Below are 22,543 nucleotides of genomic sequence, written 5' to 3'. Positions count from 1 at the left end.
GGCCGTCTCCTGGCGCCGTAGCGCTGTCCAAGTGGTAGTCATCTCCATGCTCCTTAAAAGAGAACTGGAGCCGCTGTTTTACGCTTTCCTCCAGCCCTCCATAGCATCTGCATGGCAGCCGCACCACGGGCGCTGGTGGAGGGCAGGGAGGGCCCATGGCGGTCGGTGAGCATCATGCCGCCAAGGACGGCGGCGCAGGCGAAAGCGGGCATCGGCCTGTGCGCATGAACCCAAGCTGTCGAGCGTGTACTTGGTGCATATCTTTGCACAGCAGTCATGGCGCAGTTGCACGGACGACGCTGCCAGCACAGATGAAGTTGCCGCCCCCGAGGTGATGGATCGTCTGCAGCGCTGCGTTGCTATCGTCAAACAACCAATGGCCGTTCCGGAAGATCCGCGCATCGGCTGCTGCGCCAACCACTTCGGCAAAGCAGGCGTCGTAGGCTTCTTCACTGTGCCGTTCAGAAATCAACCGGCATTCGAGCCAGGCCGAGCAACCGGAAGACAAGACCGGCAGTTTCAGTACTGAACTGGTCTCCGTGCCGATGGCGAAGTGTTCGAACTTGTCCATGGTTCGACCGCTCGTGCTGCCGACCGCGTGAGTGAGGTCGACGAGCGCACTTCCGGGCAAGCAGATGGCAAAGGTGCCACTGGCCGCAATCAACTCGCGGGTGAAAGTGTGCTTGTCGATGACCACGGCGATGCGCGGGGGCGTGAACTCCACCGGCATCGACCACGCCGCGGCCATGACGTTGCGGCGGGTGCCGTCAGAACTGGTGACCAACACCGTCGGGCCGTGGTTGATCAGGCGACTGGCGTGCTCGAGAGCCACCGGTTGGAAGTTGGTTGTGTTCGACATGCTGGCGATTGGACAGCAAGACTGAAAAGCTCGCCAGTCGAAGTGAATCGACACAAGAAGCATCTAGCAAATCGATGCTTAGCGACGATTTATATCGCTTTCGGTTATGCGAATCGCTTATTAAAGTTTCCTCACCCCTGAACTACATCACCACGAGGACACCATGAGCGAAACCCACCAACGCATCCCGTTTCACCTTGCTTTTCCTGTGCGCAACATCGCGGAAGCACGCACCTTCTACGGAGAGCTACTGGGTTGCCCCGAAGGACGGAGCGCGCCCGAGTGGGTTGACTTCGACTTCTACGGTCATCAGATCGTGGCGCATCTGGCACCCGACGAGTGCGGCCACAAGCAGAGCAGCGCCGTCGACGGCCACGATGTGCCGGTCAGGCATTTCGGCGCCGTCCTGCCGATGGACAAGTGGCAAGCCATGGCCGACAAGCTGGTCGCGAACAAGACCGCGTTTGTGATCGAACCCTACATCCGCTTCAAAGGTGAACCTGGCGAGCAAGCAACGATGTTCTTCCTGGACCCATCGGGCAACGCCATCGAAATGAAATCGTTCGCCGATCTCGGCTCGCTGTTCGCGAAGTAAGGAGGCTTCAATGGGACTTCAATCATGGGTCGCCACCAGCGTTGCCGCTGCCTTCCTGGCATTCCTGGGTTCGGCGGGTGCACAGACCGACACGCTGAAAAAGATCAAGGACTCGGGCGTTGTCACGGTCGGCGTGCGCGACGCCTCGGGCGCGATGTCGTTCACCACCGGACCCGGGCAATACACCGGTTTCCACGTCGAAATTTGCGAGCGGATCATCGCCGACATCAAGAAGGCGACGCAGCTCGAGAAGCTGGAAGTGAAATACCAACTGGTCACGCCGCAGAACCGCATTCCGCTCGTGCAGAACGGCACGGTCGACATCGAATGCGGTACGACGACCAACAACGCGGCACGCCAGAAAGACGTCGCCTTCGCCCCCACGCTCTACGTGGAAGGCGTGCGCGTCGCGGTCAAATCGGCGTCCGGCATCAAGTCGACCACCCAGTTGGCTGGCAAGACGGTGGCAGCGACCACCGGAAGCACGTCCGTGCAACTGCTGAGAAGGCTCAAGAGCGATGCGACGGAGCTGACCGCCAAGGACAACAGCGAAGGCTTTCTGCTCCTGGAGAACGGCCGCGCTGACGCGTTCGTGGCAGATGGGCAGATCCTGGCGACGCTCATCTCGAAGAGCAAGGATCCCGCGCAGTACAAGCTGCTGGACCAGGTGCTGAGCACAGAGCCCATTGCCATCATGTTGCCGAAGGGCGACGCGGCGTTCAAGAAGCTTGTCGACCAGAGCGTCGTATCGCTGGCCAAGCGCGGGGATGCGGCGCGCATATACGACAAATGGTTCCTGAAGCCGATCCCGCCGCAGAACGTGATCGTGGGCCTGCCCGCGACCGAGATGACCAAGGCCGCTTGGGCGAATCCCACCGACAAACCCATGGAAGAGTACGAGGCGCGCTAGGCCCGGGGGCGACGACGGTCCTTGCGCGATGCGCCGCGTCGGGCGTCTGCATTCCCGACGGGGGCCTCCGAAGCCTCTTCCAGGCAGCGCGAAAACTGGGTCACGATCGGCGAGCTCGTTCGGGTGCGTCGCTGAAGCAGTCCGATCTCACGGTAGAAAGTTTGTTCCCCCAACGGCACCGCCCGGATGCTGTCGGGCAGAGGCAGATGGGCTTCGACAAGAGGCACGAGCGCAACGCCCACCCCGTTGGCGGCAAGTTGAATGAGGCCGGAGATTTCGTCCAGCTCGATGGCCTCGTTCACCGTGATGCCTTGCCGCCGCAGAAAGCCTTCGACCATGCGGCCGCCAAAGGACACGCGGTCGTACCGGAGGAAGGGCCGCGACTGCAGCAACTCGCCCCAGTCCTTGCGGTTCGAACCGTCCTTCTGGACGATGAGCACGAACGGTTCGCGGGCAAGCGCCTGCCACGTCATGTCGGGTGGCATGCCGAAGGGCGGTCGAATCATCACTGCAGCATCGATCCTGCCGGCGTCGAGATCGTCCATCAGCCGCAGAGACACGCCAGGCGCAACATGGACGCGGACCAACGGCAGCGCTTGACGAAGTTTCTCGAGCGCACGCGCGACCAGCGTCGACTGCGCGGAGGCGATGGCGCCAACGCGCAAGACACCTTGCGTCGATTGTTCGTCGGGCGGATCGCCAAGTTTCGCGTAGAGCGCGCAGAGAGCTTCTGCGCGCTCGAGGACGATCTGCCCGGCGCTGTTCAACGTGGCGGATCGCCCAGTCCTGTCAAACAAGGAGAAGCCCAAAGTCTCCTCGATTCGCCGGATCTGGCTGCTCACCGCCGATTGCGTCAGGCCGATATGCTCGCCAGCGGAAGCGAAGGTTCCATACTTGCAAACGGCGATGAGGGTCTTGAGCTCGGCAATCATGGGGCGAGCATGTCCATAATCGATCGAAAGATCAAGAACCAAGCAAACGGCGGAATGCGTCATGCCGCGATACGCCGAGACTTTGCTCCGGAGCGGCTGGGCATGGCCGCAGCGCAGTGCGGATGTCTGCTATCAGTTTGCAACGATAGTTCGCGAGCGTCGCCCGAATGCCCGCCAATGGCCGCTAGTCGCCTCCTGCCGCATCAATGTCGCGAAGAGGTCGTCGTAGAACGCGAGGGCGTACCTTGCCAATGCGACTACAGAACGGACCTCTCGCAGATTGAATGTCCGCTCCGGCCCGGATTTCCGAGGCGCAGCCGAGCAGCCGCTATTGGCCGAATTTTGCCTGTGAGCACGCACCTCAACTCGCGCTTGGCACGCCGTCCAGGCCGAGCCGTTCCAGGACCTGCCGGTTGTACCGCGCCCAGTCTCGCCCCGAGTTCTCGATAGCCATCTTGTCCAGCGGCAGTCGGTTGAACAGCGCGTCCGTCATGAGTCGGTAGCCCTGGTACAGCGCGATGAGGCCTTCGAGACCAACCAAATTCCGGCGCACCGCGTACGGTCCCTTCAACTTCCAATCGACCTGATACTTCACCCAGGCCTCCCCTCGCTCCGCGCAGACGGTGCGAACGGCGCGCTCCACGTTCTCCTGACGCAGGTAGACGACGAGCGGGCGCAATGGCTCGATGAGCTGAACCAAGCTGTCGCAGTACGCCGCGATTTCATCGAGGCTCGCCTCCATCAGGAAGAGATTGGTAAGGTCGCCGTGAAAGAGCTGGCCGTCTAGCACGGGCACAGCAGGGCCGACTCGAACCGTTTGCGCAAACGAGCGCCACCTCGAAAGTGCACGGGTCGCCAGCTGTTCAGCCGTGGATTCTCGCCACGGCTCGAACCAGTGCTGGAGTTCATCGGTCGCTCGGACGGGGTGCGGGTCGGCGCGCTCGTGAACAGCAAGTGCCGGCCGTCCTGCATCTTCCAGTGCTTTCGCGACGAGCCTCATGGTTGTCGACTTGCCGGAGCCCATGATGCCCTCGATGATGACGAGCCCATGATGCTCGGACGACCGGTGGTCTGGCTGTGCGACTTGATGCATACGGATGTTGTATCCGATTCAGACGGCGGTCATGAGTGTCCGCTCCTGCGACAGGGGCTGGCTGCATTCTGCCGGAGAGCAACCCGGTCCCACGGGCTTTTGGCCGTCACATGCCCTTTGGCTTCATCGTGGTGACCTTGTACACCGCACCGTGCTTGTCGTAGGTCGACCACGTACCGACTTGCACCCCAAGTTCGAAGTAGCCCGAGCGCATTCGAACGCCATCCTTGCGGAACCATTCAGCAATCCGTTGAGCATCTGAGGTCCGCCGCAAGCTATTGGCTGAACGAACGGCAAAACGTCGCTCAGCCCCCGGAAGGTGGCTCTGTCAACCCTCTGCGGCCATGCAAGGTATCCGGAGTTCTACCGTGGGCTTGGGCAGTGGCCGCCATTTTCGAGGTGGATTTGCTACCATCGTGCCCGTGTTCGTTTTCGCATTTCGGGAATGATGAGCTTGACCACTAGGCTGCCTGTCGGCGTTCTGAACGTATCGTATCGCCCAGCACATTCCAGCGCGTCGCCGTTATCCAAGTAGAACTTGGGCTCACGCTGCTTCTCCTCAGGGCCGTACGCCGTCTGAACACAGTACGATTGCGTGCGTCGTAAGACGAGGTGCCACTGCCCGTCTGTCCCAACTGCTCGAAATACATCGGTTCGCATTTGCGTCTGCCTCGAAACCGGGACACCATCTTGGCGAAACGCGAATCCTTCTGGTGTAGGAGGTTTGGCCGGGTCATTGCTGTCAGAGTCTGACTCGCCGTTGGCGCCGCATTCCGCGAGCCAAGCCGATAGGGTTTGCTGGTTGCCTTCGGCTCCGCGGATGAATCTGCGTAGCGATTTACAGGCGACAGTCGGCCAGGACCGGACATTCCCCGTGGTCCGCAAAACCAGTGCGCAGGAGTTCGCGCGACGACGCGAACCGTGCGTTATCGCTTAGTACGGCACCTGCTCAGGGTGACATCAATGCCTTCGTCGTCCATGGGCGCGGTGACGTCTTCGACGTTGCCGTAAATCGTCGCTCCGACTTTGAAGCTCTTGTCGCACGAATAGCAGCTGTAAGAGACGGAGAAGTCTTTTCGGGCTTTGATGGCATCAAACATCCACTGCTGGGGAAGCGCCTGCTTGCTGTGCTTCACCACCTTGAGCCCAACCAGCTTGTCCTGCAATTGACGCGTTGACTTGATTGTCCCTCCATCGCCGCCTTGGAAATAGCCGTTCTTTCTTGCCGCCAAGGCGTTCGCCTTGATAAGGCCTTCGACTTCCGAAGCCTTCATGGGAACGACGCTCGCTTCCGATGCCGGGGTGCTACCCGCCCTGCAGCCAGTCAAGCACACCTGGAAAGATTTATCTTTAGTCATGCCGATGCGCGAAATCGTGCCGTCGACCCATCCCCCCTGTTCAATAGACTTGCTCCACGCATCGCAGACGTAGCTGGTGAAAGGGTCGTGTCTTTGGGTGCTCCAAAACGAGTTCTTCTCGCTTCCGATGACTCTGAGCACCACGAGCGATACCGGCTTGCCCGCAAGGGACTTCTCGACCGCCGCGGCCGACTTCGACTTGGCGATGTCTTCCACTTCTGTACGGTTGAGCGGTTCCTGCTTGGGAGGCGCCTGCGCCACTTGGGCCGTGCTGGGGGCGTTCGAGCTTTGCGTTGAGTTGCTCGGAGGCAGTGCGCAGGCACCGAGCGCCAGAGCGAAACCTGCGATAAACATGCGAGTCGAAATCTTCATATGTTCCTCAAGAAAGATTGATTGGCCTAGGTAGACCACGCGCGCGAATCGCGAGCGACGGTTCATGTCTAATTGCCGGCGGAGCGCCACCGCCCCCCGCGGCAAAACTAGTGAACGGAGATGAAACAGCCACAGCGTGAGGTGTGGCTTGAACGAGGACGACTGTGGGGGCCGCTTAGGCGCCGCAGTCTTTCAGGTAGATGACGTTCGAATCGGGGCCAAAAGCAGTCAGTCGCCAAGGGCAGCTCTCGGGTAGGCTGTCTCCTCGGCAAAGTCATCCGTTGAAAGAGGACCGAAGGCATGACAGTCAAGCGAATGGACAACGTCCTGATAGTTGTCGACGATATCGAGGCGGTGAAGGCGTTCTTTATCGAGCTGGGTCTGCAGCTTGAGGGCCAAACCACGGTTGAAGGGCCTTCAGTCGGAAGCCTCATAGGACTTGGCGACGTCCGAGCCACCCTCGCGATGCTACGGACTCCCGATGGTCAGGGAATTGAACTCGACAAGTTCCACACCCCAGATGCAGTCAGGTTTGGACCCGTTGACGCCCCGGTGAACGCCTTGGGTCTTCGTCGCATCATGTTTGCAGTCGATGGTATTGATGCTGTCGTTGCGAGGATGCAGGCCCGTGGCGCAGAACTTATTGGCCAGATGCAGTATGAGAAAGCGTACCGGCTCGCCTATATTCGTGGGCCTGAGGGCATCATCGTCGGGCTTGCCGAGCAGCTCGGCTAGTGGTGGGGGTTCGCGCGTGTATACCGGCTTTCCGTCCGTCTGGCGCGCCGCAACGAAGTCTGCCTTTGGACCCGCGGAAGCCGATGCCCGTGCCGCAGAATGCGGTCAGAACCAGTCATTCACCGCCCACGCTCATGTCGCCCGATAGCCGACCTTTACCCGCCACCTCTGCAGTTTCGATGTTTTCATCGGCGCTCGTGCGCCGGTCCGCCTCACCCACGAGGCTGGGGCCGTTGCTGAGGCAGGATGCAGCCACGAGCAGAACTTCCCGAACGGCCCACCAATGCGAGTTCTCCGAACGGAACGACATGTTCTTCGACCCTACGAGCCGGCCTTGCGCCGCGAATTTCTCGCGTGGATGGGGGATGACTTCATCGAGACCTTCTTGAGCCGGTCGTTCCCTGATATGCCGAGAGGCCAGCGTCTTTTTCATGCCTTGGTTCGACGCTCTTCCGAAGTCCTCTCATTTGCGCACGTATGGGCTGTGACGGGGGTACCGGACGACGACTTGGTAGCGCACATCGAGTGCAAGGCGACGGCTAAGACCTCTGGCGATGAGCTCGAGCTTGTCTATGCCGTTCGCGGAGGACGCGAAGGAAGAGGCGTCGCCACGGAGGCGGTCAAGGCGGTTGCATCTGCGCTCGCCGCGACCGGCGTGGACGTCGTGGCCGATATCAATCCTGCCAACGGCGGCTCCCGACGCGTCCTCCAGAAGGCCGGTTTCACCCAGCAAGAGCACACTGTGACGGGCCAAGGCGAACGATGGGTCTTTGCTGGACAGCGAGCGTTGCCCTCCAACGCGAGAGCACCCGGCCGCACGGGGGAAGGCAGAATGCGACCATCAACGGACGTAGGAGACCCGGTGCCAGTACCGGAAGAGCGAGTTGAATACTTCAAGGGCGGTACGGTCCGCGCTCGTGGTCCGATGCTCGACGGCTTGTTAAACGGCTACTGGGAATGGTTCCGCAAGGATGGCGTTCGAATGCGCTCGGGCTACTTCGAACTTGGGGTGCAAGTCGGTACGTGGACGACCTACGACAAGCACGGGGCGTTGTACAAGGTCACCACGATGAAGCCAAAGGGCAAGGGCAAGTGACGGCCAGCACCCGCCATTCCGGCGGGTGGCAGAATTCCGGCTGAAGCCGTCGTTGTCCACATCGGCCAAACGGAGCACACCATGCAGATATCTGCCACTGTCAGGAACTCCTTGACTCAGCACGAAGTCTCCGTGCGCACGGGTGGAAGCACGCAGGTTCTTGTCGTGCCCTCTAAGCCCTCTGGCAAAGGCTCGGCGGTCAATGGCGGTGAGTTCCTCATGCTCGCGCTCGCAACCTGCTACTGCAATGACCTTTACCGCGAGGCTGAACGCCTGAATATCCCGGTCGAAGGAGTCGTGGTCGAGGCGACAGCAGATTTTCCGGGCGTCGGTCTGGTGGCTACCAACATTCAATACGCGGTCAAGGTGTCGTCACCAGCGACGCCCGAGGACATCACGGACTTGGTACGCCAAACAGATTCGGTCGCAGAAGTACATAACACCATTCGTGCCGGCGCTCCAGTCGCCCTTTCAAGAGAGCCCTGAACAGTGAGCTGCCCTCGTATCCAGGAACGGGGGCAGGATGCGGCCAGGACCGGTCCCTTGGACGCCAAGTAAGGAATGAAAATCAACTACACAGTGACTGACGGTGGGCGCACTGCTGCTGGTTTTGCAGAGCGGTCCGACTGCGCAGTCCGTTCGCTCGCGTTGAGCACTGGTATGCCGTACGCTCGCGCTCACAAGATTTGTGCGGACGCTGGTCGGCGTCCTCGTGGCGTCATGCGCCCCAAGGCCGTGAGCGCCGTGTTCGCCAACCATGAGGTGGCCCCCTGGGTCTCTTTCCTCGACCGGCCCGCGATTCATCGACCCACGGTAGCCCAACTGGCCAGCAGGCTGCCTGCTGGCAGCTACATATTCAAGCTGCGAGGCCATGTATTTGCCGTCGTCGATAAGGTCTGCATGGACTGCTTTCCGAAGCCTGCACCACGCCGACGAGTCGAAGGGTGCTGGACCATGATGCACGCATCAGCCCGCGTGGATTGCGCGACCACCCCCCAACTGCCGCTCTTCGCAGACCAAAGCGAGAAGCCGGCTCTCGTGCACGAACTCTCAGTCTAGGACAGCATCCGCCGACAGGGGACGTTCGTTGTCGGCTCGCAACTAAGCGGACATCGGTGCGTGCGCGCTAACAGTTGCGGGCACCAGAATTGGGCAGCAGCGGTCTACTCAGCATGCCAAGTCGAAGCAATCTCACCTCCGAGATCATTCCAACGCGCCTCGAAGAGGGCGGTCGACCCGTGGCCTTGGAACTCGTTGCTCGCAGGCCTTCTGGGCCAGGCCCCTTTCCTACTTTGGTCTTCAACCACGGGTCTACTGGTTTCGGAACGAACCCGGCGGTCTTCCGGCGGACGATGGCCTGCGCTCCGCTCGCGGACTTTTTCGCTGAACGAGGTTGGCAGGTCATCTTTCCTCAACGTCGAGGCCGCGGGAAGTCAGGGGGACTCTATGACGAAGGGTTCAAGCTAGACCGAAGTGGCTATTCCTGGGACCCGCAGTTGTCCCTGCCAGGCGTCGACCGGGCCATCGAGGACCTGGACGCGGTGATGGAGCACATCTGCGCGCGTCCGGATGTCAAGCAGGAACATCTGGTGATTGGTGGAACATCGCGTGGCGGGATTCTGGCGATTGCCTATGCGGGCGAGCGACCGTCCATTTTCAAAGCCGCTATCAACTTCAATGGCGGTTGGCTGGGGAGAGCTTGCCCAACGCACCTGGAGGTGAATAGGAAGACGTTCCTACGCGGCTCGGCGTTCCCTCGGGAGACCCTTTGGCTTCACGGAAGCCACGACCAGTACTATCGCATCGCGCATTGTCGTGAGAACTTCGATGCATTTCGCGCGGCCGGGGGCAGGGGTGCATTCCACGCGCTGCGCGGCGGGCATGCGTTGATTTATCGACCCCAACTTTGGGCCGCCACGATGACCGACTACCTGGACGCAATCGCGTAGTTCAGGTTGCGGCCAAAAGCGGTCCGCCAACCTCGCCTCAGAAATGCATGGACGGCACAGACCCTTGGACCGGCAGCAAACGGCCAGGTCAACCTACGACCGCTCTCCCTGCCTCAGCCAGATTCAGACCTGGAATAGCTATGTCAGCACTTCAGCTTCGGCACTGCGCAAAGGCGAGCGCCTGGCGATGCAGGACTCAAGGCGCCGCGTACTCTGTCGGACATGCACGCTGTCAGGTGAGTTCGTGTTCAAGCAGACCACCACTGGCCGTGCTTGCCTTCAAGTGGTCGATGAACCATCTGCCAGCGGGCCCAGGGGACGTTGAAGCCTGGTGGACTGCGGATATGGTCAACATGAAGCCGCTCGGCGGCATGCCCTCGACATCCAGAACAACCAACCTGCCGGCAGCGATGTCGCTCTCGACCATGTGAAGGGGCATGCTTCCCCACCCGACACCGTCCTTGAGGAATGCGTGTTTGGTTGAGAGGTCAGCGAGACGCCAGGTCGAGGGGGACATAACTCCATAATCTTGGCCCTCCATCAAGCTCGACCGGTCCGTCAGCACGAGTTGCACGTGTCTGGCCAAAGTCCGCTTGGGAATTCGATGTCCCACATTCGCCAGAGGATGGCTCGCCGCGGCCACTGTGACCAGCACCAGCTCACCGATGCGCTCGCTCACGAGCGATGGAAATGCGACAGGCAGCGCCGCCAGAATTCCAAGGCTGCAACGCTCATCGAGCACCGGTTCATACCCTGCGCCCAGTCCCTCCACGAAGAGCCGTAGCGGTGTCAACGGAAACTGGCTTGCGAATGCTTTGGCTGCTGCGGAGACGATATCGGTCGGGAAGAAAACATCGACCACTACCGAAAGTTCCGCTTCGAGCCCTGACGTCATGAGCTTGGCACGGGCCTTGAGGGTGTCCACCCCAGAAATGACATTGCGAGCGTCTGCCAGCAGCAGCACGCCCTCCGCGGTGAGCTTCGGAAAGCGACCCGAACGGTCAAAGAGCACGACGCCGATTTGCTCTTCCAGCCCACCAACCCACCCACTCACAGCGGATTGAACGCGGTTGAGCTTCCTCGCCGCCGCGGAAAAACTGCCTTCGTCCGCGGCCGCGATGAAAGTCCTGAGCTGGTCCAGGGAAACACCGTCAAGCATCGAGCGCTCCTTCCATCCCAAAAACAGATGGTTCGCATCTCAATATACCGTCTATTCAGGATGGGAGATGCCCGGCACAGTCTGGTCCATCGATTCATCGACGCCGTCCAGCCGGTTTCCGACGCGTGAGGGTGAGTTCGAAAGTAGCCAAGCAGTTCAACCCTTCCCATAGAGGCACCCCATGCAACTCCTTCATCTCGATTCCAGTGTCCTCGGCACGGCGTCCGTCAGTCGCCAGCTCTCCGCCGAACTCGTCGCGCGCCAACGCGCCTTGCACCCAGGCATCCGCGTAGTCTCTCGCGACCTGTCCGCCGACCCGGCTTTGCACCTGTCGGGTGTACACATGGCCACCTTCCAGGGCACTGCCACGGATGACGCAACCATCACCGCCGACCTGCTCAAAGGCAACGCGTACATGGACGAGCTTTTCGCATCGGACATCCTGGTCATCGGTGCGCCCATGTACAACCTGTCGATTCCAACGTCGCTGAAGGCCTGGATTGACCGCATCGCCGTGGCAGGCAAGACCTTTCGCTACACGGCCACTGGCCCCGAAGGCCTGCTGAAGAACAAGAAGGCTTTCATTGCATCGTCGCGCGGCGGTGTGTATTCGGCGGGGAGCCCCGGTGCCGCGTTCGAACACCAAGAAAGCTACCTCCTGGGTCTGTTGGCGTTCCTGGGGGTGACCGACGTGACGGTGGTGCGAGCGGAAGGCCTCGCGTTCAGTCCGGAGGCCAAAGAGGCCGCCGTGGCAAGAGCACTCGAAGACATCGCCGGCATGGTGGCCTGAGTCATCTATCCCATCTCTCAAAGATTCATCTTTTTCAAGGATTTCTCATGACTTACTCCATCATCGGTTCGGGCAATGTCGGTGCCTCTCTCGCCAAGCAATTTGCCCGCAGTGGCATCGCCGTCAACATTGCCAACACGCGTGGCCCCGAATCCATCACGGCGCTGGCCGAGGAGCTCGGCAGCAAGGTCTTTCCTGTCACGCTGCAAGACGCGCTCAAGGCCGACGTGGTCATCCTGGCAGTCCCGTTCCGTGCGCACACTGCCGTCGCCGGTGGCCTGACGAACTGGTCCGGCAAAGTCGTGGTCGACGCGATGAACACCTACGGCGTCTCGCCGGAGGAGCTGAAGGGGCAAGCCTCCACAGACGTCGTCGCGTCTGCGTTCCCTGGTGCGAAGTTGGTCAAGACGCTCAACCAATTGCCGGCGAAGTTACTTGCGAAGGACCCCGCTGAGAGCGGCGGTCGGCGCGTCATGTTCGTGTCGAGCAATGACCAGGGCGCCGAGGCGTCGATTGCCGAACTGGTCGGCGAGTTGGGCTTCGCCCCCGTGTCGCTCGGGAAAATCAACGAAGGCGGCGCGCTGATTGGCATGGGCGGGCCGCTGATTCTTCAGAACTTCATCAAGCAATGATGACTCGACAACTTGCTTCCCCGGCCACCGCGGTGGCTTACTCCATCAATCGGAACACTGCACGGCCCGTATGCCGGTACGCCGCCGAGGCCGCGAATGCGGCAGCAGGCTTTAGTCGGCCACAAGCGGACCTCCGGCCCGCTCCTCCATCCGTTCGGCCACTTTCTGTGCCGCGCGTCCACTTCTTCACGACGCAAGACGGCCTTAGGCAGGCAAACTGAGACCCATGCTCAGGGTACTTTTTCTCATTCTTGCTGTCCTTATGCCGATTGGCTTGGTCTACGCGTTCGGCGCATGGAGCCTGTTGGCGCTCTTCGGAACGGCGGCCGCGACACTGCTCTTGTCAACCAGGAAGGCTCGCGGCGATGAGGCGACGCAAGGCGGCAGGCTCACCGGGTACCACACCACCACGACGGCGAACTTTTAAGCTCTGCCGTCCGGGCGAAGAGCTCACTGCGAAGCGAGCTTGACGGGCAGGACTGCGGCCAGAACCGGTCAGTCGTGAAGGTCCTTGCTGCTGATGCCGTCGGCCGCCATCCGCATCGCCGAGTAGGCAACGTAGGCGTCCGTTGGCTCGGTGCTCCAAGATTCGGGACCGGCCAGCCATTCCGTCAAAGCGTAGTCGAGGACGGTGACCATCCACTTCAAGTTCCGCTTGAGCTTCAAGGGCGTCCCTCTGATGACGCTGTCCCTGACCGAATCATCGGCGACGCCCCAGCGTGCGGCATAGGGGGCGAGTTGATGGAGGGGCGCGGGCACGTCGTCAAGAGCGAACGATGCCCTTGGGAAGGCCATTCGGACAGGCCCCATTGCGTCGTCAATCTGCGCTTCTGTAAGCGCCTTCAACGTGTCGGTCATCCGAATGCCACTCCTCGAAGATGCGCAGCAAGATAGCACACGCGAACGGCGGCTTTGGAGCGCGGCGTACAGCCGTACATGGACGCCCCCGGTTTGCCAAGCTTTCAGTTGATGATGTCTTGAAGGTTCGATTGCACCCGTACATTCGGACTTTCGCTGCGGCGACTTGCCGCTGTCCCTGATGGGGTCTGCTGGTCGGCTCCTCAATCGGTTTGTCGCACTCGGAGTGCTCCGGCTGTACTGGGCTTCGCCAACCACGGTCTAACCTGTCTTGCCATCACTGCGTGATTGCCTGAGCAATCGGTGGTTCGGTACTCCTGTAGTCTGTGTTGCTGGGCCGTGGCTGCTACGCAGCGAGCTTAGGCGGTACGTAGCTGGGTCGGAACTCTTGCCCGTGGGCTAGCAATGCCCAGACGGTTCGCACGTTCTTGTTGGCCAGCGCGACTGCGGCCACGTTCGGATGTCGTCGGTTCAGCAGGCTCGCCAGCCATACGTTGGTGTTCACCGCTTTATTCTGGGCGGCCACGATAGCGGAGCGCGCGCCATGAATCAGCAACGTGCGCAGATACACATCTCCGCGCTTGCTGATGCCCAACAGCGTGGGCTTGCCGCCGCTCGAATGCTGCCGTGGCACGAGGCCGAGCCACGCCGAGAGCTGCCGCCCGTTGTCGAAGCTGTTCGCATCGGCGATGGAGGCGACAAGAGCGGTGGCGCCCAGTGGCCCGATGCCTGGAATCTTCTCCAGCCTGATGCTGAGCTCGCAGCTGCGGTGCCAGGCTTTGATTTGGTCCTCGAATTCGTCGACTAGCTTGTCCAGTTCCTTGAGGTGCTCGGTCAGGCGCGCAATGAGGCGGCGAAAAGCGCCGGGTAGTTCGTTGCTCGCGTCTTCGAGCAAACGGGGAACTTGCTTGGCGATGTGGCATATGCCCCTCGGGATGACCAGGCCGAACTCGCCGAGCAGGCTGCGAATCTGGTTGGCCTGCGCCGTCCGGGCGATGACGAAGCCCTGGCGCGCTCGATGCAACGACAGCACAGCCTGCTGCTCGACGCTCTTCGCCGGCACGAATCGCATGTTGGGTCTGGTGACGGCCTCGCAGATGGCCTCGGCATCGGCCACATCGTTCTTGTTGCTCTTCACGTAGGGCTTGACGAACTGGGGTGACATCAAGCGAACCGTGTGGCCGAAGCCCTGCAGGGTGCGCGCCCAGTGGTGGGCGCTGCCGCAGGCCTCCATGCCGATGAGGCACGGCGGGAGGTTCACGAAGAACACGGTCATCTGGTCGCGTCGCAGCTGCTTGCGCAGCGCGACCTTGCCATGCTCATCCACTGCGTGAACCTGGAACACGTTCTTTGCCAGGTCGATGCCAACAGTCGTAATCTTCATGGTGGACGCCCCTCTCGGTTCAAGTGGTCGGTGACACTTCCACTTTGGCACATCGATGCCGGTTCGGGCGGGGGCGTCCATCCCATTAGTTTGGGCCCGGACGACCACTTCGGCGACGTGAACAGCGGTCGTTCGATCGGGCTTCGAAATTCGCCTGGTCTGGTGGCCCGAAAGCTGACGCTCGCTGATAGGGGGCGGGACGATCCCTTTACACGACGCGAAGCAAGCCAGCGGTCAGATACTGTTCCATCGACCTCGTGCCGGTCGTTCTGTACCGCGGGCTACGCGCCGACGCTGCCCCGCGACCTCGCCAAACTGTTGCTTGTACCAACGGGAGAAAGCGCTCAGCGCCGAGAAACCCAGGAGTTCGGCCACCTGCGACAGCGGCCGCGTTCCGTCGTCGACGTACTGCGCAGCGAGCTCGCGCCGGATGGTGTTCACCACGTCGGAAAAAGTTGTGCCCTCGCGCAACAAAAGTCGATGAACGGTGCGCTTGTGGACGCCGAGGTGTTGGGCAACTTGCTCGATCGAGCCCTGGCCCGAAGGCAGCAGCACGAGCAGGATGTGACGCACGTTGTCGACCGCGTTCACGCGACCCGAGTCAGCAGCGGCCTCGAGCGTCAATCGCGCATAGCGCGCCATCACAGGGTCGGCCATCGGATTTGGAGCGTCCATGTCCCGTGTGGTGCAGACAAGCCCGTTGAAATCCTGTCCGAACTCGACGGCATAGCCGAAGATACGGTGGTGCACACTCGGATCGCGCGGTGGTGCGTGCACGAAGCAGACCCGCAGTGGGTTCCAAGTTGGCCCGAGGAAGAACTTCAGGCTGCGAAACGTCACGCCGACCAGCAGTTCCGTCGCTTGCCGTGAAGATCCGTGATGGCGAACGAGAAACTCTTCGCGAAGCACAGCAATGCCATTGCTCTCCTCGAGCTTCAGGAACAGTGACTCGTTGAGTACATGGCTGTAGCGCGTCATCGCCCGCACGAATCGCCGAACCGTGGGCTCCTCGCGCGCCATCAGCGCCACGGCGCCCAGATTCGACAGCTGACGCGTTTCGGCCATACGCAGGCCGAAATTGTCCAGTCCGCTGGCGGTGGCCGAGGCCTCGAACAGGGCCCTTACTGCATCACTCGGGATCCGCAGGTCCGGATCATGCAGGCAGGCAGGACTCAGTCCCGCCCCGGCCAGCAGGACCAGCGGATCAAGCCCGGCCGCTCGCGCCACTTCGGGGTAGTTGGTGAGGCTGGCGCTGCGAATGAGGTTCGACATAGGGTTCGCCCTGAGTGTCCTCGTAGGTTAAATGCGTGGCACCGCTGGTCAATCGGCAAATCCCCCAGTCGGAACAATCACTCCTCGAACCAGCCGCAGCTTGCAAGCCCTCTGCAGCACCACCTCAGGAGACACGACCATGGAACACGACAACGCCCGATCCTCTTCATCGACTCCGGTCTGCGACCGCTTGCGCAGCACCGGTAACTGGAATCCCAACTGGGAACCCTTCGCCGAACTTGACCCTGCATGGACCGAGAAATTCATGTCGATGGCCATGGCGCCGATGCTGTCGGGCGTGCTCGACCCGAAGACAGTCGAATTCCTTGCCATCGCCGTCGACGCCTCGTGCACCCATATGTATGGGCCGGGCGTACGCCGCCACGTCCGCAAGGCCCTGGAACTCGGCGCCACCAAGGAAGAGATTACCGCCGTGCTGCAGTGCGTGAGTGTGCTCGGCATCCATTCCATGAGCATTGGTGCCCCCATCCTGCTCGATGAACTGGCGTCAGCCTCGGCGCGCTGAGCCACCCTCCAGCCCTCCATTTTCCGAACCTCAAGGACACACCATGCAATTCCTCGACGACTCTCTGCTCCCCGAAAACCAGCAACCCCTGGTCATCCAGGTCGCACCCTATGGGCCCCAATGGGCCGCAGGCGATTCCGACGACATCGCCATCACGATGGACGATCAGATCCAAAAGGCAGTTGACTGCTGGAACGCCGGCGCCACCGTGCTGCACGTGCACGTGCGTGAAGAAGACGGCAAGGGCAGCAAGCGCCTGTCCAAGTTCAACGAGATGCTGGCGCGCCTGCGGGAAGCAGTGCCGAAGATGATCCTGCAGGTCGGCGGCTCCATTTCCTTCGCCCCCGAGGATGACGGCCAAGCCGCCAAGTGGATGACGGACGACACGCGCCACATGCTCGCCGAACTGAACCCGCGCCCCGACCAGGTCACGATCGCGATCAACACCAACCAGATGAACGTGATGGAGCTGATGACCGAGGCCGACGTCGCCGGCACCTCGCTCAGCAACCCGGCCGTGCAGGCAGCGTACACCGACATGATCGTGCCATCGAATCCGTCGTGGCATGTCGAGCACCTGAAGCGTCTTGCCGCCAGCGGAATCCAGCCGCATTTCATGCTCGGCAACGTGACCCAACTCGAGACGGTGGAGCGACTCATTCGCCGCGGCGCGTACAACGGGCCGCTGATCCTCAACTACGTGGCAATCGGCGGTGGCTTCGCCGGGCTGAATCCGGCGGACATGATCGAGTTCGTGCGCCGCACGCCCGACGGCGCGGTGCTCACGCTCGAGACCCTGAACCGTCACATCTATCCGATGAACACGATGGCCATTGCACTCGGCATGCATGTGCGCGTCGGCATCGAGGACACGTTGTTCGGCCCGCGCGGAGAACGCATGACCTCCGTGCAGCAGATCGAGATGATGGTGCGAGTCGCGCGCGAGCTGAACCGCGATGTCGCTAGCGGGGACGAGGCACGACGCATCTACAAGCTCGGCGAGACCTACCGCAACACTGACGAAACGCTGGCGAAGCTCGGTCTGCCGCCAAACCGCGCGCATGGTCAGCGCGGCGTGCCGTTGCGCGTCGCGGCCTGAAGCTGCGCTCCGGCTGCCGTCCGCTGGCGACGCGCAGCCGACCTGCGGCGCGTCGATCTGATCGGCGCGCCAGCTATTTCCGCGCCGGCGGCATCGGCAAGCACCAGTTGGGCCCGTGACCTCACATCTGGACACTCGCTTTGCGCGGCAAGCAAAAGCTGCAGCCGGCAGCGGTTGCACACCAAAAAGAGACAAGAGACAAACGCCATGAATCCTTCCCTGTCGGTGGGCGCAGCCCCCGCGCCATCGAAAGACCCCGCGAATGCATCGCGCATCCATGCGTGGTCGGTCTTCGCGCTCACTTTCGGCCTGATGTTGTCCGACTACCTGTCGCGGCAGGTCATCGGCGCAGTGATGCCGGCCCTCAAGGCCGAGTGGGGTCTGCTGGACTCGCAGCTCGGCATGCTCGTGAGCGTGGTCTCGCTGGTGGTCGGCCTGTTGGCAGTGCCGATTTCCCTAGCCGCCGATCGCTGGGGTCGCGTCAACAGCATCACGCTGATGGCGTTCGTCTGGTGCCTGGCGACCCTCGCCTGTGGCCTGGCGCAAAGCTACGGTCAGTTGCTCTGGGCGCGGGCCTTCGTGGGTCTTGGCGAGGCGGCGTACGGGGCCGCAGGGGCCGCTCTGCTGGCGCATGTGTTTCCCGCCAGGCAGCGTGCCGCAGTGATGGGCGCCTTCCTGTCCGCGGGCTTGTTCGGTTCGGTGCTCGGCGTGGTCCTCGGGGGCGCTGTCGTCGCCCAATCGGGGTGGCGCACAGCCTTCTTCGTCGTGGGTGCGCCGGGCTTGCTGCTCGCCCTGATCTACCCCTTCGTCGTACGCGACTACAAGACAGTTGCACTGCCGCCTGAGGGCCGGGGTGACGCCGCCCCCGGCCGACTCCAGATCGCACGCATCGCGCGCGAAGTGTTCGCTGCTCGCTCCGGAAACTTCGCCTACCTCGCGAGCGGCCTGCAGATGGCGATGCCCGCGATGCTGATTGCTTGGCTGCCGACCTACTTCGTTCGCTTCCATGGGATGGACGTGAAGAAGGCCGCCCTGATGACTGGGATCGCAGTGCTGGTGTCAGGCCTCGGCATGATCCTCGGCGGTGGCATGGCGGACCGGTTGTGCGCCCTTCAACCGCGGCGTCGGGCCCTTGTGCCGGCGCTCTATTCAGTGCTCACGGCTGTGGTCCTTATCGCCGCGTTTGCGCTCCCGACCGGTCCTCTGAGTCTGGGCTTGATCTTCCTGGGCGCCTTGTTCGCGGCCGCGCAGGGCGGCTGCTCCGTCGCCCTTGCCTGCGATGTCACCCATCCTGGCGTGCGTGCGACGGTCACGGCGACGGTGACCCTGGCCAACAACCTGCTCGGCCTGGCACCGGGCCCGATCATCGTCGGGGTGCTTTCCGATCTCTTCGGCCTGAAGATTGCGCTGACGCTGACGCCCATGCTGGCGCTGGCATCGGCTGTTCTCTTCGTTTTGGCCTCGCGCAGCTATGAGCGGGATGTGGCGCGCAATAGCGCAACGAGGACACCTGCATGCTGATTTCAGATCATCGCAGCGCCGCAGACCCATCGCCCTCCGCTGACGGTCGCCCACGGTGGACCGATGTGCTTGGCGACAGTGACCTGGCCGCTGGCGGCCGCTGCTTCGCACGCCACGGCGGGCATGAGATTGCCCTGTTCCGTATCCAGGGCGCCGTGTACGCAATCGCCGACAGCTGCCCGCATGCTGGCGCATCGCTCGCGAGCGGGGAGCTCGAAGGCGCCACGATCAGGTGTCCGGCGCACGGCTTGCGTTTCGACCTCGCTACCGGCTACGCCCGCGGCGGAGGCTTCGCCATGCGCATCTACCCGGTCCGCGTGCACGACGGCCGCGTCGAGGTCGACCTTGGCGTAACTGCTTGCTGACACCTCTCTCAACCTCATCTACCTGGAGCCTCGGATGGCTATTCCTTCCAATCATCGTGTCGACACCTTGCATGACCATGTCGGTCATGACTTCGGCTGTTCGACCCCTGCGCTGCTCAACCAGCATCGCATCGACCACTTCGCCCTATGCACGGGCGACGACCAGTGGATCCACGTCGATGTGGAGCGCGCTCGGGCGCAAGCACCATTCGGCGGCACGATCGCACATGGAATGCTGTTGCTGTCGCTTATCCCCGCCGCCCAGTTCGAGCTCGGCGTATACCCCCATGACGCCGCCAACGTGCTGAACTACGGCTTCGACAAGGTTCGATTCCTGGCGCCCGTGCCGGCGGGCTCGCGCGTTGTCGTGCAAGTCGCGCTGGTCGAAGTCGAGTCGAAGGGCAGGGGCCGCACACTGGTGCGTTGCCGCAATACCGCCTTCGTCGAGGGCACACCCGGGCGACCGGTGCTGCTGGCCGAGTCGATGGGCATGGTGATGGCATGAACAACATCGCCTTCGCCTCCAAGACAACGGACGCCCAAGCGCCGTTGGTCAACGTCGAACTCGGGCGCACGCCCGCGCGGCTGAGCGAATCGCTGCGGGCGATGGTCACTGCGGCGATCATGCAGCCCGCCAAGACCGTTGGTGCCGTCGGCCGCGCGGCCAGCGAACTGGCGCAGGTGGCGTTCGGCCGCTCGTCGGTCGAACCTTCGGCGCGCGACCGCCGCTTCGACGATCCAGCCTGGCGCGACAACGGCTACTACAGGCACCTGATGCAGGGGCATCTCGCGCTCTGCCGCGAGACGCAACGCCTGGTCGGCGAGCTCGGCCTTTCCGCATCCGACGAGGCGCGGGCGAGGATGGTGCTTGGCATGGTGGCAGACACGCTGGCGCCGACCAACACGCTGCTCGGCAATCCAGCCGCGCTCAGGCGTACGCTCGATACCGGGGGCGCCAGCTTGATGCGCGGAGCGGCGCAGCTGCTCGAGGATTGGCGCCACAACGGCGGGCTGCCGGCGTCGGTGGATGTCTCGAAGTTCAAGGTTGGCGAGAACCTGGCGACAACGCCCGGCGACGTCGTGTTCCGCAGCGAACAGCTCGAACTCATCCAGTACCGGCCGCAGACGCGAAATGTGCGCGGCACGCCGCTCTTCATCGTGCCTCCGCAGATCAACAAGTACTACGTCTGGGACCTCGCACCCGGACGCAGTCTGGTCGAGTTCCTCGTGCAGCAGGGTTTCCAGGTCTTCATGGTCAGTTGGCGCAACCCGACCGCCGAGCAGGCCGACTGGGGGCTGCAGTCCTATGTGCTTTCGCTCGAGGATGCGATGCGGGTGACGCGCGACATCGCGCGGTCGCCACAGGTGCACTTGCTCGGCGCCTGCTCGGGCGGCATCACTTCGGCCGCACTGCTGGCCTACCTGGCCACCAAAGGCAGCGACTGGGCGCGCAGCCTGACGCTGCTGATGTCGGTCCTGGACATCGACACCATCTCCGACAGCTCGATGGGCCTGTTCGTAAACCTGGAGACGCTGAACATTGCGCGTACCCTGAGCGGTGCGCGCGGCGTGCTCAAGGGCAAGGACTTGGCCAAGGTGTTCGCGTGGCTGCGGCCCAACGAACTGATCTTCAACTACTGGGTCAACAACTACCTGCTCGGCGAGAAGGCTCCGGCGTTCGATGTGCTCTACTGGAACTCGGACACCACGGGCCTGCCGGCGCGGCTGCATGCCGATTTTCTGGCGCTGCTCGAATCCAACGCGCTCGCGCGACCCGGTGCCCTGACGATCGCCGGGCAGAAGCTGGACCTTCGCGACGTGACCTGTGATGCCTATATCGTCGGCGGCAGCACCGATCACATCACGCCCTGGCAGGGCTGTTACCGCACGCGCGAAATGCTCGGCGGTAAGAGCGACTTCGTGCTCAGCTCGAGCGGCCACGTGCAGTCGATCGTCAATCCGCAGCGCAACAAGAAGTCGTCTTTCGTCACGAATGGTGGCTCGCATGACACACCGGCGTCCTTCGAACAGGGCGGGACGACCCATGAAGGCACCTGGTGGCCGCACTTGTCTGCGTGGCTGGCAGCGCGATCGGAGGCCGAGAAGCGCGCTGCGCGCCAGCCTGGATCGAAGCGCCATCCGGCCCTGTGCGACGCGCCCGGCACCTATGTGATGCAGGAGGGCTGATCGCGTGGCCACAGACAACGCTGTCACTCCTGAGCGCACCCACTGCGTCACCCTGGACGGGCAGGTCATCCGCTACAGCGAGGGTGGCTCACTTGGGGCTTCGCGCGTGCTGTTGTTGTTCAACGGCATCGGCGCTAGCGTCGAGACTGCCGCGGAATTTGCCGATGCGTTTGAGAACACGCGCGTCATCGCGTTCGACGTCCCGGGCGTCGGCGCGTCGCCTGCACCCCTGTTGCCGTACCGGCTGCGCAGGGTGGCCGATCTCGCGGTGGCACTGCTGGACCACCTCGGGCTGAGTTCTGTCGATGTGTTTGGCGTCTCGTGGGGTGGCGCGGCGGCGCAGGAGTTCGCGCTGCGGCACTCGAAGCGCTGCAGGACGCTGACGCTCGCGGCCACGACGGCAGGCTTCGTGATGGTGCCCGGCCAACCGGGTGTGCTGCTGAAACTGCTCAGTCCGCGGCGCTACCTCGACCCGGGCTATCTGATGCAGATCGGTGGGAGGCTCTACGGAGGCGTTCTGCGGCTGGACCACGACCTGCTGCAGGTGCACGCGGCCGCAATGCGCGGCCCCAGCCATCGCGGCTATCTATACCAGTTGCTCGCGGTGTGGGGATGGACCAGCTGGCACCGGCTGCACCGCGTCAGGCTGCCGACGCTGGTGCTGATGGGCGCCGACGACCCAATCGTGCCGTTGGTCAATGGAAGGATCATCGCGTCCCGCGTGCCCCACGCGACGCTGCAGACGGTCGACTGCGGCCACCTGTTCGTGCTGACGAAGCCGGCCGAGACGGCACGGCGCGTAGAGCGTTTCATGGCCGCGCACGTGGTCCCGGCCTAGTTCAAAAAAGGAC

The 22,543-nt window shown here is 62.5% G+C and carries 24 protein-coding genes; 15 read left to right on the top strand and 9 right to left on the bottom strand.

Going from position 1 to position 22,543, the window contains the following annotated elements; genetic code table 11:
- Window positions 1-274: 274 nt before the first annotated feature.
- The gene (locus QTI17_RS31170) at window positions 275-859 is read right to left on the bottom strand and encodes a flavin reductase family protein (RefSeq protein ID WP_286537723.1); all 585 of its coding nucleotides are present in this window, start codon (window positions 857-859) and stop codon (window positions 275-277) included.
- A 163-nt stretch (window positions 860-1,022) separates the two neighbouring features.
- Here QTI17_RS31170 and QTI17_RS31165 point away from each other — a divergent pair, with 163 nt between their 5' ends.
- Both QTI17_RS31165 and QTI17_RS31160 read left to right on the top strand, forming a co-directional pair.
- The gene (locus QTI17_RS31165) at window positions 1,023-1,454 is read left to right on the top strand and encodes a VOC family protein (RefSeq protein ID WP_286537722.1); all 432 of its coding nucleotides are present in this window, start codon (window positions 1,023-1,025) and stop codon (window positions 1,452-1,454) included.
- Between the two features lie 10 nt (window positions 1,455-1,464).
- On the top strand, window positions 1,465-2,364 hold the full coding sequence (locus QTI17_RS31160) for an amino acid ABC transporter substrate-binding protein (RefSeq protein ID WP_286537721.1): 900 nt from the start codon (window positions 1,465-1,467) through the stop codon (window positions 2,362-2,364).
- On the opposite strand, the gene QTI17_RS31155 is transcribed toward QTI17_RS31160, so the two are convergent.
- The 3 genes from QTI17_RS31155 to QTI17_RS31145 form a co-directional block, all read right to left on the bottom strand.
- Window positions 2,361-3,296 (bottom strand): LysR family transcriptional regulator, encoded by a 936-nt coding sequence (locus QTI17_RS31155; RefSeq protein ID WP_286537719.1) that lies wholly within the window; start codon window positions 3,294-3,296, stop codon window positions 2,361-2,363. The genes QTI17_RS31160 and QTI17_RS31155 overlap by 4 nt on opposite strands.
- Window positions 3,297-3,657: 361 nt before the next feature.
- The gene (locus tag QTI17_RS31150; RefSeq protein WP_286537717.1) at window positions 3,658-4,389 is read right to left on the bottom strand and encodes a P-loop NTPase family protein; all 732 of its coding nucleotides are present in this window, start codon (window positions 4,387-4,389) and stop codon (window positions 3,658-3,660) included.
- A gap of 926 nt (window positions 4,390-5,315) precedes the next feature.
- Window positions 5,316-6,185: a hypothetical protein gene (locus QTI17_RS31145; protein WP_286537716.1), complete on the bottom strand. Its 870-nt coding sequence runs from the start codon at window positions 6,183-6,185 to the stop codon at window positions 5,316-5,318.
- Between the two features lie 234 nt (window positions 6,186-6,419).
- Between QTI17_RS31145 and QTI17_RS31140 the strand changes: the two genes are divergently transcribed.
- A complete protein-coding gene (locus tag QTI17_RS31140; protein ID WP_286537714.1) occupies window positions 6,420-6,854 on the top strand; it encodes a VOC family protein in 435 nt (144 codons plus the stop codon).
- Between the two features lie 115 nt (window positions 6,855-6,969).
- Here QTI17_RS31140 and QTI17_RS31135 read toward each other — a convergent pair whose 3' ends face one another.
- Window positions 6,970-7,287, bottom strand: a complete 318-nt coding sequence (locus tag QTI17_RS31135; protein WP_286537734.1) for a hypothetical protein — start codon at window positions 7,285-7,287, stop codon at window positions 6,970-6,972.
- Here QTI17_RS31135 and QTI17_RS31130 point away from each other — a divergent pair.
- From QTI17_RS31130 to QTI17_RS31120, 3 genes are all read left to right on the top strand, one after another.
- Window positions 7,213-7,950, top strand: coding sequence for a GNAT family N-acetyltransferase (locus tag QTI17_RS31130; RefSeq protein ID WP_286537731.1), 738 nt, complete (start codon window positions 7,213-7,215; stop codon window positions 7,948-7,950). The two genes, QTI17_RS31135 and QTI17_RS31130, sit on opposite strands and share 75 nt — an antisense overlap.
- Window positions 7,951-8,031: 81 nt before the next feature.
- Window positions 8,032-8,436: an OsmC family protein gene (locus QTI17_RS31125; RefSeq protein WP_286537712.1), complete on the top strand. Its 405-nt coding sequence runs from the start codon at window positions 8,032-8,034 to the stop codon at window positions 8,434-8,436.
- Between the two features lie 686 nt (window positions 8,437-9,122).
- The gene (locus QTI17_RS31120; protein ID WP_286537711.1) at window positions 9,123-9,899 is read left to right on the top strand and encodes an alpha/beta hydrolase family protein; all 777 of its coding nucleotides are present in this window, start codon (window positions 9,123-9,125) and stop codon (window positions 9,897-9,899) included.
- Between the two features lie 232 nt (window positions 9,900-10,131).
- On the opposite strand, the gene QTI17_RS31115 is transcribed toward QTI17_RS31120, so the two are convergent.
- On the bottom strand, window positions 10,132-11,058 hold the full coding sequence (locus tag QTI17_RS31115; RefSeq protein ID WP_286537710.1) for a LysR family transcriptional regulator: 927 nt from the start codon (window positions 11,056-11,058) through the stop codon (window positions 10,132-10,134).
- A gap of 181 nt (window positions 11,059-11,239) precedes the next feature.
- On the opposite strand from QTI17_RS31115, the gene QTI17_RS31110 reads away from it, so the two are divergent.
- Both QTI17_RS31110 and QTI17_RS31105 read left to right on the top strand, forming a co-directional pair.
- Window positions 11,240-11,848 carry an FMN-dependent NADH-azoreductase gene (locus QTI17_RS31110; RefSeq protein WP_286537709.1) on the top strand — a complete coding sequence of 203 codons (609 nt, stop codon included), beginning with the start codon at window positions 11,240-11,242 and terminating at the stop codon, window positions 11,846-11,848.
- A 47-nt stretch (window positions 11,849-11,895) separates the two neighbouring features.
- Window positions 11,896-12,480, top strand: a complete 585-nt coding sequence (locus QTI17_RS31105; protein WP_286537706.1) for an NADPH-dependent F420 reductase — start codon at window positions 11,896-11,898, stop codon at window positions 12,478-12,480.
- 495 nt (window positions 12,481-12,975) lie between these two features.
- Here QTI17_RS31105 and QTI17_RS31100 read toward each other — a convergent pair whose 3' ends face one another.
- From QTI17_RS31100 to QTI17_RS31090, 3 genes are all read right to left on the bottom strand, one after another.
- Window positions 12,976-13,338 carry a hypothetical protein gene (locus QTI17_RS31100; protein WP_286537704.1) on the bottom strand — a complete coding sequence of 121 codons (363 nt, stop codon included), beginning with the start codon at window positions 13,336-13,338 and terminating at the stop codon, window positions 12,976-12,978.
- A 346-nt stretch (window positions 13,339-13,684) separates the two neighbouring features.
- Window positions 13,685-14,722, bottom strand: coding sequence for an IS110 family RNA-guided transposase (locus QTI17_RS31095; protein ID WP_286537703.1), 1,038 nt, complete (start codon window positions 14,720-14,722; stop codon window positions 13,685-13,687).
- Window positions 14,723-14,956: 234 nt separating this feature from the next.
- Window positions 14,957-15,994 (bottom strand): AraC family transcriptional regulator, encoded by a 1,038-nt coding sequence (locus QTI17_RS31090; protein ID WP_286537702.1) that lies wholly within the window; start codon window positions 15,992-15,994, stop codon window positions 14,957-14,959.
- A gap of 139 nt (window positions 15,995-16,133) precedes the next feature.
- On the opposite strand from QTI17_RS31090, the gene QTI17_RS31085 reads away from it, so the two are divergent.
- The 7 genes from QTI17_RS31085 (at window position 16,134) to phaZ (ending at window position 22,530) form a co-directional block, all read left to right on the top strand.
- The gene (locus QTI17_RS31085) at window positions 16,134-16,520 is read left to right on the top strand and encodes a carboxymuconolactone decarboxylase family protein (RefSeq protein WP_286537701.1); all 387 of its coding nucleotides are present in this window, start codon (window positions 16,134-16,136) and stop codon (window positions 16,518-16,520) included.
- Between the two features lie 43 nt (window positions 16,521-16,563).
- On the top strand, window positions 16,564-17,619 hold the full coding sequence (locus tag QTI17_RS31080) for a beta-keto acid cleavage family enzyme (protein ID WP_286537730.1): 1,056 nt from the start codon (window positions 16,564-16,566) through the stop codon (window positions 17,617-17,619).
- A gap of 207 nt (window positions 17,620-17,826) precedes the next feature.
- Window positions 17,827-19,140, top strand: coding sequence for an MFS transporter (locus QTI17_RS31075; protein ID WP_286537700.1), 1,314 nt, complete (start codon window positions 17,827-17,829; stop codon window positions 19,138-19,140).
- Entirely contained in the window at window positions 19,134-19,505 is a 372-nt protein-coding gene (locus tag QTI17_RS31070; protein ID WP_286537699.1) for a Rieske (2Fe-2S) protein, read from the top strand. Before QTI17_RS31075 ends, QTI17_RS31070 begins: the two co-directional genes overlap by 7 nt.
- 34 nt (window positions 19,506-19,539) lie before the next feature.
- A complete protein-coding gene (locus tag QTI17_RS31065; protein WP_286537698.1) occupies window positions 19,540-20,010 on the top strand; it encodes a MaoC/PaaZ C-terminal domain-containing protein in 471 nt (156 codons plus the stop codon).
- A complete protein-coding gene (locus tag QTI17_RS31060; protein WP_286537696.1) occupies window positions 20,007-21,692 on the top strand; it encodes an alpha/beta fold hydrolase in 1,686 nt (561 codons plus the stop codon). The genes QTI17_RS31065 and QTI17_RS31060 overlap by 4 nt, the downstream gene beginning before the upstream one ends.
- 4 nt (window positions 21,693-21,696) lie before the next feature.
- Window positions 21,697-22,530, top strand: a complete 834-nt coding sequence (gene phaZ / locus QTI17_RS31055; RefSeq protein ID WP_286537695.1) for a poly(3-hydroxyalkanoate) depolymerase — start codon at window positions 21,697-21,699, stop codon at window positions 22,528-22,530.
- Window positions 22,531-22,543 lie beyond the last annotated feature (13 nt).

This window comes from Variovorax sp. J31P179 (assembly GCF_030316985.1).
GTDB lineage: Bacteria > Pseudomonadota > Gammaproteobacteria > Burkholderiales > Burkholderiaceae_C > Variovorax > Variovorax ginsengisoli_B.
This window is presented reverse-complemented; position numbering and strand designations above follow the sequence as displayed.